The 15,024-nt window shown below is 20.1% G+C and carries 16 protein-coding genes and 5 tRNA genes; 9 read left to right on the top strand and 12 right to left on the bottom strand.

From position 1 onward, the window contains the following. Nucleotides 1-89: 89 nt before the first annotated feature. Nucleotides 90-1,718, bottom strand: coding sequence for a glutamine--tRNA ligase/YqeY domain fusion protein (locus BUCICURV3402_RS01385; RefSeq protein ID WP_154029317.1), 1,629 nt, complete (start codon nucleotides 1,716-1,718; stop codon nucleotides 90-92). A 256-nt stretch (nucleotides 1,719-1,974) separates the two neighbouring features. Here BUCICURV3402_RS01385 and BUCICURV3402_RS01380 point away from each other — a divergent pair. The 5 genes from BUCICURV3402_RS01380 (at nucleotide 1,975) to zapA (ending at nucleotide 3,433) form a co-directional block, all read left to right on the top strand. Continuing rightward, a tRNA-Met gene (locus BUCICURV3402_RS01380) sits at nucleotides 1,975-2,048 on the top strand. A gap of 29 nt (nucleotides 2,049-2,077) precedes the next feature. Next, nucleotides 2,078-2,159, top strand: a tRNA-Leu gene (locus BUCICURV3402_RS01375). 48 nt (nucleotides 2,160-2,207) lie between these two features. Then, a tRNA-Gln gene (locus BUCICURV3402_RS01370) sits at nucleotides 2,208-2,279 on the top strand. A 114-nt stretch (nucleotides 2,280-2,393) separates the two neighbouring features. Further along, nucleotides 2,394-3,047: a ribose-5-phosphate isomerase RpiA gene (gene rpiA, locus BUCICURV3402_RS01365; protein ID WP_154029316.1), complete on the top strand. Its 654-nt coding sequence runs from the start codon at nucleotides 2,394-2,396 to the stop codon at nucleotides 3,045-3,047. A 92-nt stretch (nucleotides 3,048-3,139) separates the two neighbouring features. Next, on the top strand, nucleotides 3,140-3,433 hold the full coding sequence (zapA, locus tag BUCICURV3402_RS01360; protein ID WP_154029315.1) for a cell division protein ZapA: 294 nt from the start codon (nucleotides 3,140-3,142) through the stop codon (nucleotides 3,431-3,433). 50 nt (nucleotides 3,434-3,483) lie between these two features. On the opposite strand, the gene BUCICURV3402_RS01355 is transcribed toward zapA, so the two are convergent. From BUCICURV3402_RS01355 to alaS, 5 genes are all read right to left on the bottom strand, one after another. Continuing rightward, nucleotides 3,484-4,212: a 16S rRNA (uracil(1498)-N(3))-methyltransferase gene (locus BUCICURV3402_RS01355; protein WP_172598547.1), complete on the bottom strand. Its 729-nt coding sequence runs from the start codon at nucleotides 4,210-4,212 to the stop codon at nucleotides 3,484-3,486. A gap of 92 nt (nucleotides 4,213-4,304) precedes the next feature. Continuing rightward, nucleotides 4,305-4,378, bottom strand: a tRNA-Arg gene (locus BUCICURV3402_RS01350). Nucleotides 4,379-4,397: 19 nt separating this feature from the next. Next, nucleotides 4,398-4,484, bottom strand: a tRNA-Ser gene (locus tag BUCICURV3402_RS01345). A 219-nt stretch (nucleotides 4,485-4,703) separates the two neighbouring features. Continuing rightward, nucleotides 4,704-4,889 (bottom strand): carbon storage regulator CsrA, encoded by a 186-nt coding sequence (gene csrA, locus BUCICURV3402_RS01340; RefSeq protein WP_154029313.1) that lies wholly within the window; start codon nucleotides 4,887-4,889, stop codon nucleotides 4,704-4,706. 127 nt (nucleotides 4,890-5,016) lie between these two features. Beyond that, entirely contained in the window at nucleotides 5,017-7,665 is a 2,649-nt protein-coding gene (gene alaS, locus BUCICURV3402_RS01335; protein WP_154029312.1) for an alanine--tRNA ligase, read from the bottom strand. Nucleotides 7,666-7,946: 281 nt separating this feature from the next. Between alaS and BUCICURV3402_RS01330 the strand changes: the two genes are divergently transcribed. The 3 genes from BUCICURV3402_RS01330 (at nucleotide 7,947) to BUCICURV3402_RS01320 (ending at nucleotide 9,384) form a co-directional block, all read left to right on the top strand. After that, nucleotides 7,947-8,156, top strand: coding sequence for a S4 domain-containing protein (locus tag BUCICURV3402_RS01330; RefSeq protein WP_154029311.1), 210 nt, complete (start codon nucleotides 7,947-7,949; stop codon nucleotides 8,154-8,156). Continuing rightward, entirely contained in the window at nucleotides 8,123-8,911 is a 789-nt protein-coding gene (locus tag BUCICURV3402_RS01325; protein WP_154029310.1) for an RluA family pseudouridine synthase, read from the top strand. Before BUCICURV3402_RS01330 ends, BUCICURV3402_RS01325 begins: the two co-directional genes overlap by 34 nt. A 161-nt stretch (nucleotides 8,912-9,072) precedes the next feature. Then, entirely contained in the window at nucleotides 9,073-9,384 is a 312-nt protein-coding gene (locus tag BUCICURV3402_RS01320) for a helix-turn-helix domain-containing protein (protein WP_154029309.1), read from the top strand. Here the strand turns inward: BUCICURV3402_RS01320 and aroQ are convergent. Next, nucleotides 9,374-9,841 carry a type II 3-dehydroquinate dehydratase gene (gene aroQ / locus BUCICURV3402_RS01315; protein ID WP_154029308.1) on the bottom strand — a complete coding sequence of 156 codons (468 nt, stop codon included), beginning with the start codon at nucleotides 9,839-9,841 and terminating at the stop codon, nucleotides 9,374-9,376. The two genes, BUCICURV3402_RS01320 and aroQ, sit on opposite strands and share 11 nt — an antisense overlap. 255 nt (nucleotides 9,842-10,096) lie before the next feature. On the opposite strand from aroQ, the gene tldD reads away from it, so the two are divergent. Next, complete coding sequence (tldD, locus tag BUCICURV3402_RS01310; RefSeq protein WP_154029307.1) at nucleotides 10,097-11,533, top strand: metalloprotease TldD; 1,437 nt, start codon at nucleotides 10,097-10,099, stop codon at nucleotides 11,531-11,533. A 131-nt stretch (nucleotides 11,534-11,664) separates the two neighbouring features. Here tldD and rplS read toward each other — a convergent pair whose 3' ends face one another. The 5 genes from rplS to ffh all read right to left on the bottom strand — a co-directional run bounded on the left by rplS (nucleotide 11,665) and on the right by ffh (nucleotide 15,008). Beyond that, on the bottom strand, nucleotides 11,665-12,012 hold the full coding sequence (gene rplS, locus BUCICURV3402_RS01305) for a 50S ribosomal protein L19 (protein ID WP_154029435.1): 348 nt from the start codon (nucleotides 12,010-12,012) through the stop codon (nucleotides 11,665-11,667). Nucleotides 12,013-12,089: 77 nt separating this feature from the next. After that, nucleotides 12,090-12,776 (bottom strand): tRNA (guanosine(37)-N1)-methyltransferase TrmD, encoded by a 687-nt coding sequence (trmD, locus tag BUCICURV3402_RS01300; protein WP_154029306.1) that lies wholly within the window; start codon nucleotides 12,774-12,776, stop codon nucleotides 12,090-12,092. A 30-nt stretch (nucleotides 12,777-12,806) separates the two neighbouring features. Next, a complete protein-coding gene (gene rimM / locus BUCICURV3402_RS01295) occupies nucleotides 12,807-13,310 on the bottom strand; it encodes a ribosome maturation factor RimM (RefSeq protein ID WP_154029305.1) in 504 nt (167 codons plus the stop codon). 30 nt (nucleotides 13,311-13,340) lie between these two features. Next, nucleotides 13,341-13,598: a 30S ribosomal protein S16 gene (rpsP, locus tag BUCICURV3402_RS01290; RefSeq protein ID WP_154029304.1), complete on the bottom strand. Its 258-nt coding sequence runs from the start codon at nucleotides 13,596-13,598 to the stop codon at nucleotides 13,341-13,343. A 63-nt stretch (nucleotides 13,599-13,661) separates the two neighbouring features. Beyond that, entirely contained in the window at nucleotides 13,662-15,008 is a 1,347-nt protein-coding gene (gene ffh / locus BUCICURV3402_RS01285) for a signal recognition particle protein (protein WP_154029303.1), read from the bottom strand. Between the last annotated feature and the right edge of the window lie 16 nt (nucleotides 15,009-15,024).

Here is a 15,024-nt window from a genome sequence, read left to right as displayed (position 1 = left end):
GAATATATAGTAATCACTATACTATTTAAATAGTAAAATATATTTGTATTTTGAAAAAAATATTATTTTTTTAAAGATAAATAATTTTATTAAATAAAACTTCTATGTCTATTTTTTAATGATACGATTCTATTAAATGATATAATTTTTTTTTTATTTTTCTTTGTTGTTTTTAAAAAATACCCAATTCTTTCAAATTGGTAAGCTTGATTAACTTTTTCATGATAGACAATATATTCTATATATCCCTTTTTAAGAATATATGAGTTAGGATTATATGATTGCATAAAATCATCTTGCTTTTCAGGATTTTTAGAAATAAATAAAATATCAAATAATTGAAATTGTGCTGGAATAGAATTTTTTATAGATATCCAGTGAATTATTCCTATATTTTTTTTTGTTTTTTTAGGATAATATTTACATAAAATACAATTTATTTCATAATTTGTATCTCTTAAAATTTTCTTTGCTTTTATTATATAGGCGTATTTTAATCGAACTTTTTTTCCTAATACTAGCCCTCTATAATTTTCTTTCTCTTTTTCAGAAAAATCTTCTTGTTCAATGTATATCTCTTTAGTGAATAAAATCTTTCTAGTACCCATTTCTTTTACTTGTGGATGATTAAAAACATTAAAATATTCTATATGACTTTCAGGTAGATTAGTAATTATAATTTTAATAGGATTAATTACAGCCATTCTTCTAGGAGAAGACATATTGAGATCTTTTCTTATACACGCTTCTAGTAAAGATAATTCTACTATATTTTGTTGTTTTGTAATTCCTATTTTTTGACAAAACATTTGAATAGAGTTTTTTGTATATCCTTTATTTCTTAATCCAGAGATTGTATGTAATCTTGGATCTTCCCACCCATTGACAAGTTTAGAATTTATTAATTTTTTTAATTTTCTTTTAGACAAAATCGTATGTTCTAAATTTAATTTAGAGAATTCGTATTGTTTAGGAGGTTTTTTTATAAAATGCAATTTTTTTAATATCCATTTATATAATTGTCGGTTATCTTGAAATTCAAGTGTACATAAAGAGTGTGTAATTCCTTCTAAAGCATCAGCAATACAATGAGCAAAATCATACATGGGATATATACACCATTTATTTTTTGTTTGATGGTGTTCGGAGAATATTATCCTATATAAAACAGGATCACGTAAAATAATATATGGAGATTTCATATTAATTTTTGCTCTTAAGCACATAGAACCTTCAGGAAACATACCGAGCTTCATATTTTCAAATAAAATTAAATTTTCTTTAATTGTTCGATTTCTGAATGGACTATCTTTTCCTATTTTTTTTAATGTACCTCTATATTTTTTTATTTCATCTTTATTTAGTTCTTCTACATATGCTAAATTATTTTCAATTAATTGAACTGCATATTTATATAATTTATTAAAATAATTTGAAGTAAATTTAGGTTTTTTATACCATTTAAAACCTAACCATTGTATATCTTTTTTTATTGAATCAATATATTTAATTTTTTCTTTTTTTGGATTAGTATCATCAAATCTAAGATTACAGATACCATTATATTGGTTTGCAATATTAAAATTTAAACAGATAGATTTCGCATGTCCAATATGTAGGTAACCGTTAGGTTCTGGTGGAAAGCGTGTTTTTATTTTATCATGAGGATTTTTTAATATTGATTTTTTTATTATTTTATTAATGAAATTATTATTCATATTATAACCATTTTAAATTTTTTTGATATAGTTTATACTATAAGATATAATTATATTTACTAAATAAGGAAATTTTATTACTTTTATAAAGTATATAGAAATAATAAAAATTTTTCTTACTAAATTATATTTTAATATAAAAATTTTAAATTATTTTTATTAAAATAAAAAAAATATTTTATTTGAAAATTTTGATTGTAAAAATGATTTTATTTGTGTAAAATTATCATTTAAATATTATTTTTAATAAAAATACGGCTATGTAGCTCAGATGGTTAGAGCGCAGCACTCATAACGCTGAGGTCACGAGTTCGATTCTCGTTATAGCCATTAAATTATATAATTTTAAGTTTAAGTAGGCGGGAGTGGCGAAAATGGTAGACGCACCAGATTTAGGTTCTGGCACTGAAAAGTTTGCGAGTTCAAATCTCGCCTTCCGTATAATGATTTTATATTTTTAAATAATATTTTTATGAAAATATTATTTTTTGGGGTATAGCCAAGAGGTTACGGCACCGGTTTTTGATACCGGCATCCCTGGTTCGAATCCAGGTACCCCAGATAATATTTTTTTATATGTTTATTTTAATTATTTTTTTATTATTTCTTTATTTGTAGAAATAATTTTATTTTATATTATTAACAATATTGTTTTTAATGTATTTTGGAGAATATATGTTTAATACGTTAAAAAAATCTGTAGCAAAGTTTGTTTTAAAGTATGTTCCTAAAAATTCTATTATTGGAATTGGATCTGGTTCAACAATAAATTACTTTATTAAAGAATTATCAAATATTTCATCTTCTATTCGCGGTGTAGTGCCCGGCTCATTAGTTTCAGAAAAAAAGATAAGAAAATGTAATATACCTATAATAGATTTAAATTCTTTAGAAAATTTAGATATTTATATTGATAGCGCTGATAAAGTAAATACATCTATGGAGATGATAAAGGGTCGTGGAGGAGCATTAACTCGTGAAAAAATTATATCTTCTGTTGCAAAAAAATTTATATGTATAATAGACAAATCAAAATATATAAAACACTTTGATTGTTGTGTTATTCCTGTTGAAGTTATTCCTATGGCTTTAAGAAAAGTTTCTGAAGAAATTATTAAATTAGGAGGGATGCCTAAATATAGAGAAAATTTTATTACAGATAATGGAAATTGTATTATTGATATACATAATTTATATATAAAAAATTCTATTAATTTGGAAAAAACTATTAATAATATATCAGGTGTAGTTTCAGTAGGTTTATTTTGTATGAGAAAAGCTGATTTATTATTAGTTAGTTATGCAGATAAAATAAAAGAAATATATTGATAATAAAAATATAAAAATATATTTTTAAAAATTTTATAATATAATATAATTATTAATATTTTTTTTAATTTATTTTTATAGAGAAACCATTTATGTCATTAAAATCTATTGATATAGAAGTTTGCGGACGATTTATACGAGTTAATTGCCCTAATGGTAATTCTTCTGATCTATATTATATAGCAGATATTTTAAGTAAACGATTAGAAGATTTAAGAGAAAAAACAGGTGTTTCAAATATAGAACAACTGATTTTTATTACTGCTTTAAATATTTGTTATGAATTAGAATTAGAGAAAGAAAAATCGGTTCACTGTGTAAAACATTTAAAGTCTAGAATGTTGGCATTAAATAAAATGATGGATACAGCTTTAATGAAAGAATAATATTTTTAATATTATTTTTTCTGAATTTTTAAAATAAATTAATTTTTTTATTATATGTCCCCAAAATATATTTGTAATGCAGTTATTGCAACAATACTTGCTGTTTCTGTTCTTAAAATTCTAGGTCCTAAAGAAATATTTAAAAAATTTTTTTTTTGCGCATATTTTCTTTCTTGTTCACTAAATCCTTTTTCTGATCCTATTAATATATAAATATCTTTGTATTTATATGGAATATCATTAATTTTATTAACAGAATTTAAAGAAAAAATAATTTTAGTAGATCTACAAGGTATTAAATTACACCAATCAGATATTGAATGTGGTTTTTTTAAAATAGGTATTATATTTCTTTTTGATTGAGAGCATGCAGAAATTATTACTTTATTCCAATGATAGTTTTTTTTTGAAATAATATTTTTTATTTTTTTATTATAATTTTTTTGTTTAGGTATAATAGGAGTAATTGTTTTTACACCTAATTCTACTGATTTTTCAATAGTAATATTCATTTTTTTAGAAAGAATTTGACCTAAATGAATATTTATTGGTGACTCTCTATCATCTTTTTTTTTTTTTATTACTTCAACAAAAATTTTATTTTTTTTTATGTTTATTATTTTAGAGATAAAAATATAATTTGTATTATTAAATATGTGAATAATATTTTTTATTTTTAGTCTTATTACATTTAAACAATAATGTGTAGTATTTTTTTTTAACTCTATTATGGAATTAAGATTTATAGTTTGATTAAAATAGATTCTAGGAATATACAAAATATTACATCCTATTTTATTTAAAAAAATTTTATTTATATATAAAATATATGATTTATAAAATATTTATATTATAAAAATAATATTATTTTTGCATCCGGGAGGATTTGAACCTCCAACCTCTCGGTTCGTAGCCGAGTGCTCTATCCAACTAAGCTACGGATGCATAAATAATATTATTATTTTGGTGAGAGAGGGATTTGAACCCTCGATGCATTTTAATGCATACTCCTTTAGCAGGGGAGCGCCTTAAACCACTCGGCCATCTCACCAATATTTATAACAAATAATAATGATTATATTACTTTTTTTTATAAAATAAGTCAAATGAAATTTTATTTTTATATTTAATTTTAAATAAATATTAGATAATATATTATTAATTTAATTTTTAATAATTTTTAAAAAATATGTTTTTTTTAGTAAATATTTTTAATGAATTTATTTTACTGTATTTTGAATGTTAACAAAATACAGTATAGTATTATTTTCTATATTTTATGTAATATTTTTTTTTCTAGCTGAATTCTTTTATATATTTCTTCTCTATGTACTGGTATTTCTTTAGGGGCATTAATACCAACGCGAATTTGATTTCCTTTTATTCCTAAAATTGTTATCATTATTTCATCGCCGATTATTAATGTTTCGCCAATTCGACGAGTTAAAATAAGCATTCCTTTTTTCCTTTTAAAAAAATAAGATTTACATTTATGATTTTTTAAAAAATTTATATTATTTAAATTATATATTTATATAAATTATTTATAAATTTTATTTGAAATTATTAATAAATTTTATTTTTTAATTCATTATTTTTTTTATATATTCTATAACTTTTATTTTTATTTTTTTTATTTTTTTAGAATTTATTTTTTTATTTATCAACTTTCCCTCTACAATATTTTTTTTTCCTCCTCCTTGACCTGGTATTATAGAAAATAAAATATTTTTTATTTTTAAAGCATTGATATTTTTTATTATATTTTGTGTTATATTAATTAAAAATGTTGTTATAAAATTATTTTCATTAATTAATATAATAATTGCTTTTTTTAATTTTTCCTTAATAATATCAGATATTTTTCTAATAATTCTATGTTCTTTATAAGATATAATTTTTATAATAAAAAATATTTTATTAATAAAATATGCTTTTGATATTAAGTTTTTAGAAATCTGTAAAATGTTTTGGTTTATTAGTTTTTGATTTTCTTTTTTTATATCATTGATATTATTAATAATTTTTTTTATTGATTGGTAAATGTTATTTTTGTTATTTATAAATAGATTTTTTATTTTTTTTTCTTTTTTTATTTTTTTATGAAAATATTTAATTACTTTTATTCCTGTTATTGCTTTGATACGTTTTATTTGGTTTCCTATTTTTTTACATGAAATAATTTTAAAAAATCCAATCTGACCTGTATTTTGATGATGTGTTCCACTACATAATTCACTAGAAAAGTTTTCAATATCAATTATACGTACTATTTTTTTATATTTTTTTGACTGTAAATATATAACTTTATTTTTTTTTGCTTTTTTAAATGAAGTAATAATAGCATTTATTGGTATATTTTTTTGAATTTTTTTATTTACTATAATTTCTAATTGATTAATATTTTTTTCTGTAATATCTTCGTTATATTGAAAATCAAATCTTAGATATTTATTATTAATAAGAGATCCTTTTTGATTTACTTTTAATTTAAATATTTTATTTAATGCAGAATGTAATAAATGTGTAGCGGAATGATTGGATTGTATTATTTTTCTTTTTTTAATATTAATTTTAGCATATACAATATCATTTATATTTATAAATCCGTTTTTCATGAATCCTATATGGGCTATAAAATTACCATTTTTTTTCGTATTTTCTACTATAAATATTCCATTTTTGCTAATAATTTCACCAGAATCTCCTATTTGTCCACTAGATTCACCATAAAATGGTGTTACTTCTAATACTAAAATTCCTATACATTTATTTTTTAAACAGGATGTAATATTATTATTATAAATAATTTGTGTTACTTTAGTTGTCTTTATACGTTCATTATAACCATCAAAAATAGATTTTTTTGTAATTAACATTAAATATGAATTTTTTTTTATTTTTTTATTTTTATTTTTCTTTTGTTTTCTTTTGTTTAAATAAATAATTTTATTTAGTTTATCTATATTAATTATTATTTTTTTTTCTTTACAAATATCTTGTGTTATTTCAATAGGTAGTCCAAAAGTATCATATAAATAAAATATTTTTTTTTCACATAGTATATTATTTTTTTGTTTTTTAATTTCTTTTTTTAACTTATTCATTCCATTCTTTAGTATAAAATGAAATTGTTTTTCTTCGGTAAATAAAATATTTCTTATTATATTAATTTTATTATAAATATTAAAATCAGAATTAATATTTTTAAAGCTATGTATAATGAATTTAGATAATTTATAAAAAAATGGTTTTTTTAAACCTATAAAATATCCATGACTTAACGCACGTCTAATAATTCTTCTTAACACATAATTTCTTCCTTCATTACCTGGAATAATATTTTCAGAGATTAAACAAGTGGATGTTCGGATATGATCTGCAATAATTCTTAAAGAAACATTATTTTTTTTCTTATTTTTTATTTTTTTTTTTATAGACTGAATTAGTTTAGTAAAATTATCTGTTTTATAACTTGAAGATACATTTTGTAAAATTGAAGAAATTCGCTCTAAACCCATTCCTGTATCTACTGATGGAATTGGCAATTTAATCATTTTGTTTGGTTTAATCTGATTAAATTGCATAAATACTAAGTTCCAAATTTCTAAGCAATTTTTTTTTAGATCATTACTGTTTTTTATATTTTCAATATTAGTATTTTTTTTTCTTTGATCATAAAAAATTTCAGTACATGGTCCACACGGACCTGAATCTCCCATTTTCCAGAAATTATCAGAATTATATTTTATGTTATTTTTATCATTTATTGCAATTAAATGATCAGATGGTAATTTAATAATATTCAGCCAAATATCTTTTGTTTCGTAGTCTTGATAATAATATGTAATCCATATTTTTTTTTTTGATAGTTGTAACCATTTTTTATGTGTTAAAAATTCCCAAGCATATATAATAGCTTTTTCTTTAAAATATTCTCCAAAACTAAAGTTTCCTAACATTTCAAATAGTGTGTGATGATAAGGTTTATAACCAACTTTTTTAAAATCATCATGTTTTCCTCCTGTTCGAATACAATATTGAGAACTAGCAAAAGATGATGAATTTATTTTTTTATATCCTAGGTAAATATCCTTAAATTGATTCATTCCAGCATTTGTAAATAATAAACTATCATCATTTTTAGGAATCAACGAACTGCTTTGAACAATAGTATGTTTTTTTTCTTTAAAAAATTGTAAAAATAAAGAACGAATTTTTTCTGTTTTCATAAAAGTAATATCCATTAATATTATTGGAATAAGATAAAAAAAATTATTATATAAATATATAAAATATATATTTAAAAAAAAATATTTTTTTTATTTTATATATAAAAATTTTATATATAAATATATTGTTTTTTTTATTTTGATTAATTAAAATGATATTTTTTATATGTAAAATTTTTTATATCTGTTAAAATATTTAAAATATAGATAAAATTATTTAATATATAATTTATATTATATATGTGAATTTTTTTAAAAAAATATAATTTTAATGAGTATTTATGAATAATAAAGCAAAATTCAATTTTATAGTTCCTAATCTAAAATTACAGTCCTATAGATTAGATAAAATATTAGTAAAATTAACTTCTTCAGTTTCTCGTTCTTGTATAAAAAAATGGATTTTATCAGGATATGTTACAGTAAATAATAATATTACTACTATTCCAAAAAAAAAATTTTTTTTAAAGACAAAATTTCTATTAATATAAAAAAAGAATTTAATTTTATTAAAATAAAAAAAGAAAATATATTTTTAAATATTATTTTTGAAGATTCTGAATTATTAATTATTAATAAACCATTTAATTTTGTTATACATTTAGGTTATGGAAATACTTCAGGCACATTATTTAATGCTTTAATTTATCATTATAAAAATAATTTAACTTTACCCAGGGCTGGTATTGTACATCGATTAGATCGAAATACTTCTGGTTTATTAGTTGTAGCAAAAACAATATTTTCATATAATTATCTAATTTCTTTATTTAAAAAAAGAGAAGTGATAAAAGAATATGATGCTATTGTTATTGGTAGAATTGAACAAGATGGTTTTATTAACTATCCTATTAAAAGAAATATTTATCGTAGAACTATAATGACAGTAGGTATTGGCGGAAAATCAGCTTTAACTTATTATAAAGTTATGACAATTTTTAGAAATTATACATATATTCGTATACAATTAAAAACAGGTAGAATGCATCAAATTAGAGTACATTTATCTTCTATTTTACATCCCATATTTGGTGATAAAATATATAATAAAGGTGTAAAGTTAAATTTTTTTGGTATTTCTAAAAAAATGTATAAATTTTTTTTGAAATTTTCTAGACCTGCATTGCATTCTAGAATGTTAGGTTTTGTTCATCCTATTATTAATAAAAAAAAAATTTGGCTAGTTACTCCTCCAATAGATATGATACAATTAATTAATTTTTTATATTTAGAAGATATGAAATAGTTTTTATAAAATATTATTTTTATGCAATTTTATTGCATAAAATATATTTTTTATATACGATATAATTAATAATCATTAAATTAATTTTTTTATTAAAAATATTAAAATTCTATATATTTTTATATTAAGAATTTATAATATAAAATCAATTAAGTAAATATATGTTAAATAATAGAAAAAATTCTAGTAAGTTTATAGTATCTAATACTGTTAATAAAAAAGTTTTTTATACTCCTTTGATTCATTATATTAAAATTGCTTTAAAAAATTACTTTTTAATAGTAATTGAAAAAAAAGAAAATAATTTATATCCAATGTTTTTATCTGAAATTGAAAAACCTCTATTTGACATAGTAATGCAATATACTAGAGGTAATCAAACAAAAGCAGCTTTAATTTTAGGTATTAATAGAGGAACATTAAGAAAAAAATTAAACATTTATTATCAAAATAATAAACGATTTAATAAGTAGTATTTTTTTTTTCTAATAAAATATTTACAGCTGTATGAAGAGCCCAAATATATCCATCAGAACCAAATCCAGATATAATACCATTTGATATATCAGATATCCAAGAGTGTGAACGAAAATTTTCTCTAGAAAATATATTAGAGATATGAATTTCGAAAAATGGAATTTGTATAGCTAAAAGAGCATCTCTTATTGAGATACTAGTATGAGCAAATGCACCTGGATTAATTAAAATAAATTTTATTTTTATACTTTTACATTCATGTATTTTTTCTACTATTTTATGTTCTGCATTAGATTGAAAATTATATAATTTGACATTTAATTTATTTGCTATTTTTTTTGTTTTATTAATTATATCGGATAATGTTTTTTTTCCATATATTTTTGTTTCTCTAGTACCTAACAAATTTAAATTAGGTCCATTAATTATCATTATTTTAAATTTATTTTTCATAAATATTTCCTATTTTTATATATAAATTAATTAAAAATAACATTTATTATACATTTTATATATTAACATTTTATAAAATAATTATATAGTTTTTATAATAATTATTTAATTAAAATTAATTTTATAGTAAATACATACCATGTTTAAAGACATTTTTTAAAAAATTTTATTTGTAATTTTTTTTATTATAAAATAAATATTTTTTATATTAAATAATATATTTAAATTTATGGTTATTTTGAGAGATATTGAGTTATGATAGATATTTTTTTAAAAAAATATAGCATTACTAAAAATAATATTTATTCATTATTAAATGATATGTTAGATAAAAAAGTTGATTTTGGCGATATTTATTTTCAATTAAGGGAAAAAGAAGTATGGGTTTTAGAAAAAAAAATTATTAAAAAAGGTACTTATCTTTTTGATGAAGGAGTAGGAATTAGGGTAGTAAAAAATATTTCTTCTAGTTTTTCTTATACTAATTCAGTTACATTAGATAACTTAGTTAATGCTACTAATACAGTTTGTTCGTTTCTACCTACAGTAGATAGAAATATTTTTAAAAAAAAATCATATTTAAATATGAATTGTTTGTATACTCAATGTAATTCAATAAAAAGTTTTTCTATTAAAAAAAAGATTTATTTATTAAAATCTATTGATTTCTTAGCAAGAAAACAAGATTTTCGTGTTGTTGATGTTTATTCAACATTAACATGTGAATATGAAGAAATTGTTATTGGTTCAACAGATAATAATGTTATATCTCATGATATTCGTCCTTTAATTAATATTTCTATTCAAGTTACCGTTGAACAGAATAATAATCGTGAGAAAGGTTATAGTGGAGGAGGAGGTAGATTAAGATTTAGTGATTTTTTAGAAAAAAAAAATAATAATGAAACATTAATAGAATTTTGGACAAAAGAAGCTGTCCGTATCGCTCTTATTACTTTATCCGCAAAATCTTCTCCTTCTGGATATTTTCCTGTTGTTTTAGGTCCGGGATGGCCTGGTATTTTATTTCATGAAGCAGTTGGTCATGGATTAGAAGGGGATTTTATTCGCAAGAAAACATCTATTTTTTCTAAAAAAATAGGAAAACAAGTTGCTTCTTCTTTATGTACTATTGTTGATGATTCTACTTTAATAGGCTGTAATGGTTCAGTAAATATTGATGATGAAGGAGTACCCGGTCAATATAACATATTAGTTCAGAAAGGAATTTTAAAATCTTTTTTACAAGATAAATTAAATGCACATATTATGGATAGTAAAAGTACCGGTAATGGAAGAAGGGAATCATATGCATACCTTCCCTTACCTCGTATGACTAATACATATTTATTAGCTGGTACAGATAAACATATAGATATTATTGAAAGTGTAGAATATGGTATATATGCAGTAAATTTTAGTGGAGGAGAAGTAGATATTACTTCAGGAAATTTTGTTTTTTCTACTTCAGAAGCGTATATTATTAAAAATGGTAAAATTCTTTATCCTATAAAAGAAGCTACTTTAATTGGATCTGGTCTTCAAGTAATGCAATCAATAACTATGGTAGGAAATGATTTAAGTATAGATAGCGGATTAGGTATTTGTAGTAAAAACGGACAAGATATATCAGTTAGTGTTGGTCAACCTACTATTAAAATAAATAAATTAACAATAGGTGGAGTTTCTTAAAAATATTAATATATTTTGTGCAGTCAATTTAATAGTATTATGACTGCATAATTTATACAAATAAATTAGATTATTAATTATTTAAATTTTTTATGATTTATATAATACAAGTATATATATTTTTGTATTATTTATTTTGAATTTTCTTTTATACGTGCAGATTTTCCTTTACGTTTACGTAAATAATATAATTTAGCTTTTCTAACTAATCCATTTTTTATAATTTCTATTTCGTTTATATTTGGTGAATGAGTTAAAAAAGTTCTTTCTACTCCTTCTCCATTTGATATTTTACGTACAGTGAATGATGAATTAAGATTTCTATTTCTTTTAGAAATTACTATTCCTTCAAAAGATTGAATACGTTTTTTATTTCCTTCTAATATCCATATCTTTACTATAAGAGAATCTCCTGTTTTAAATTTAGGAATATTTTTTTTTTTATATTCATTTTCAATGATTTGTATACAATTATTCATATTTTTATTTCTCATATAATTAATTCTAAAATATATATTATTATTTTATGATTTTTATTTTTTTTTTATTTTAATAATTATTTTTTTTTTAATAAATCAGGTCTTTTCAATAAAGTATTTTTTAATGCGTATTTTAATCTCCATTTTTTTATTTTTTTATGATTTCCAGATAATAAAATAGAAGGCACTGTATTATTATTTATATTTTTTGGTCTAGTATAATTTGGACAATCTAATAAATTGTTATTAAAGGACTCTTCTTTTAAAGAATTTTTATTGTTTAGCACTCCAGGTATAGATCGTGTAATAGCATCTATAAATATCATAGCTGGTAATTCTCCTCCAGTTAATATATAGTCACCAATTGACCATTCTTCGTCTACTTGTGTTTTTATAAATCTTTCATCAATTCCTTTGTAACGTCCGCAAATAAATATTAAGTTTTTTTTTTTAATAAAATATTTTATATTATTATGATTTAATATTTTTCCTTGCGGTGATAAATATATCACTATACTTTTTTTTTTTTGTTTTTTTTTTGCTTCTATAACAGCTTTAAATAGGGGTAAAAACATAATTAACATACCTGAACCCCCTCCATATATTTTATCATCTATTTTTTTTCTTTTATCTATACTGAAATCTCGTAAATTTAATATGTTTATATTAATCTTTTTTTTTTGAATTGCTTTTTTTATTACTCCATATTTAAAGATATTATTAAACATATTTGGAAAAATTGTTATAATACTAAACTGTATCATCTTATTTATCTTTTTGTATAAAAAATATATTTATTTATAATTGAACCATTCAACAATAATAACTTTTTTTTTAATATTTATTTTTTTAATAATTTTTGGTTGTATAAATGGAATATATATAGTTTTATTTTTTTTTTTACATAAAACTAATAACATATTATATACTTTATTATCTAGTATATTAATTACTAGTCCTATTTTTTCTCCTTTTGTATTAAAAATATTACAAGATAAAATATCATTCCAATAATATTCTTTATTTTTTAATTTAGGTAATTGTTTATTTTTAATTAAAATTTTTTGTTGCGATATGTCAAAAGCCTGATTTCTGTTGTTAATTTTTTTTAATTTTATAATAAAATTATTTATATATTTTTTGTATATAATTATATCATTTTTATTAATAATTAAATCATTTTTATTTAATCTCCAAGGAAGATAATAAAAAATATTTTTTTTTATTTCTGTAAATGAAATTAAATGCACCCATCCTAAAATGCCATATGGTTTTCCTATTTTACCGATAATAATCATAATTAATTAAGAATAATAATATTAATAATATTAATGAGAATGGTTTTTTTTATTATATTGATTTAATAATTTTTTAATTCTATTTGATTTTTTTGCTCCTTTTTGTAACCAATATTGAACTTTTTTAATATAAAAAAATACTTTTTCTTCATTTTTTCCAGCGAAAGGATTAAAATATCCAATGCGTTCAATAAATTTCCCATTACGAGCAGATCTGATATCTGCAACTACTATTTTATAAAACGGTTTTTTTTTTACTCCATATCGAGCAAGTCTTATTTTAATCATTTGAAATCCTTTTTATTTTTTTTATTTATTTTATTTTTTTATATAAAATATTTATTATTTATATTATTTTATCAGATAATTTTTAATTTTTTCAAATATTTTATTTTTTTTACTATTTTTAATTTTTTTCATAATACGTTTAATATTATCAAATTTTTTTAAATACATATTTATTTCTTGTATTGTATTTCCTGATCCTTTTGATATTCTTTTTTTTCTTGAAGATTTTATAATAGATGGAAATTTTCTTTCTTTTTGTGTCATTGAATTAATCATTGCTTTAATTTTTATAAGAGATTTTTCATCAATTTTTTCTAATATTGAATTTGAAGAAAATATATTAATTGGTAATTTATTTATTAATGAACTAATTCCTCCTATTTTATTTATTTGTTTAATTTGTATTAAGAAATCATTTAAATTAAATGTATCTCCTTTTTTAGTAGTTTTTTTAAGTAATTTTAATTCTTTATGTTTTATTTTATTTTGAATTTCATCTATTAAAGATAATATATCACCCATTCCTAAAATTCTTTTGGCAATTCTTTCAGGATGAAAAATTTGTAGATCATAAATTTTTTCTCCTATACCAATATATTTTATTGGTTTTTTTGTTAATGTTCGAATAGATAATGCAATTCCTCCTCTTGTATCACTATCTAATTTTGTTAAAATAATTCCAGATAATTTAAAATTTTTATTAAATTTATTAATTGAATAAATAGAATCTTGACCGGTCATTGAATCAACAACAAATAATGTTTCATGAGGTTGAATATAATTTTGTATTTTTTTTAGTTCATTTATTTTTTTTTGATCAGTATGCATTCTTCCCGCTGTATCGATTAATAGTACATCATACTGTTCTTTTTTTGCTTCTTTTATTGCTGATTTTATAATTTCACTTATTTTTTGGTCAAGGTTAGATAGAAAAAAATTAGCTTTTGTTTGTTTTATTAGTCTTTTTAATTGTAAAATTGCAGCTGGTCTATATATATCAATAGATACTACAAGTACTTTTTTTTTGTATTGTTTAGATAGTAAATAAGCTAGTTTGGCTACACTTGTGGTTTTACCAGAACCTGGCTGACCTATAATAGTACAAGTAGTTAATCCATTTAATAAAAAATTAAATAGATAACAATTATTCCCCATTATTTTGATTAATTCTTTTAATACAATTTGTATTAAATTTTGACTAGGACTAAAATTTTTATTTATATAAATTTCTGATATTTTTTTTTTTATATTTTTTAAAAATATTTTTATAACTTCTAATGATACATCAGCATCTATTAATGCTATTTTTATTTTTTTAAGTGTTTTTTTTATTTTTTTTTCTTTTAATTGGCTTTTATATGAAATTTTATCAAAAATATCTGTTATTTTTTTTGTTAAGTTATTAAACATAACGTTAAATAAATAT

Source organism: Buchnera aphidicola (Cinara curvipes), assembly GCF_900698915.1.
GTDB lineage: Bacteria > Pseudomonadota > Gammaproteobacteria > Enterobacterales > Enterobacteriaceae > Buchnera_F > Buchnera_F aphidicola_AY.
The sequence above is the reverse complement of the archived record's forward strand: the minus strand, read 5'-3'. Positions and strand labels throughout refer to the sequence as shown.

Bases quoted from the DNA above. Each gene is read 5' to 3' on its own strand.
- BUCICURV3402_RS01385 (WP_154029317.1), bottom strand. From the start codon at position 1,718: ATGAATAATAATTTCATTAATAAAATAATAAAAAAATCAATATTAAAA.
- rpiA (WP_154029316.1), top strand. From the start codon at position 2,394: ATGTTTAATACGTTAAAAAAATCTGTAGCAAAGTTTGTTTTAAAGTAT.
- zapA (WP_154029315.1), top strand. From the start codon at position 3,140: ATGTCATTAAAATCTATTGATATAGAAGTTTGCGGACGATTTATACGA.
- csrA (WP_154029313.1), bottom strand. From the start codon at position 4,889: ATGCTTATTTTAACTCGTCGAATTGGCGAAACATTAATAATCGGCGAT.
- alaS (WP_154029312.1), bottom strand. From the start codon at position 7,665: ATGAAAACAGAAAAAATTCGTTCTTTATTTTTACAATTTTTTAAAGAA.
- BUCICURV3402_RS01330 (WP_154029311.1), top strand. From the start codon at position 7,947: ATGAATAATAAAGCAAAATTCAATTTTATAGTTCCTAATCTAAAATTA.
- BUCICURV3402_RS01320 (WP_154029309.1), top strand. From the start codon at position 9,073: ATGTTAAATAATAGAAAAAATTCTAGTAAGTTTATAGTATCTAATACT.
- aroQ (WP_154029308.1), bottom strand. From the start codon at position 9,841: ATGAAAAATAAATTTAAAATAATGATAATTAATGGACCTAATTTAAAT.
- tldD (WP_154029307.1), top strand. From the start codon at position 10,097: ATGATAGATATTTTTTTAAAAAAATATAGCATTACTAAAAATAATATT.
- rplS (WP_154029435.1), bottom strand. From the start codon at position 12,012: ATGAATAATTGTATACAAATCATTGAAAATGAATATAAAAAAAAAAAT.
- trmD (WP_154029306.1), bottom strand. From the start codon at position 12,776: ATGATACAGTTTAGTATTATAACAATTTTTCCAAATATGTTTAATAAT.
- rimM (WP_154029305.1), bottom strand. From the start codon at position 13,310: ATGATTATTATCGGTAAAATAGGAAAACCATATGGCATTTTAGGATGG.
- rpsP (WP_154029304.1), bottom strand. From the start codon at position 13,598: ATGATTAAAATAAGACTTGCTCGATATGGAGTAAAAAAAAAACCGTTT.
- ffh (WP_154029303.1), bottom strand. From the start codon at position 15,008: ATGTTTAATAACTTAACAAAAAAAATAACAGATATTTTTGATAAAATT.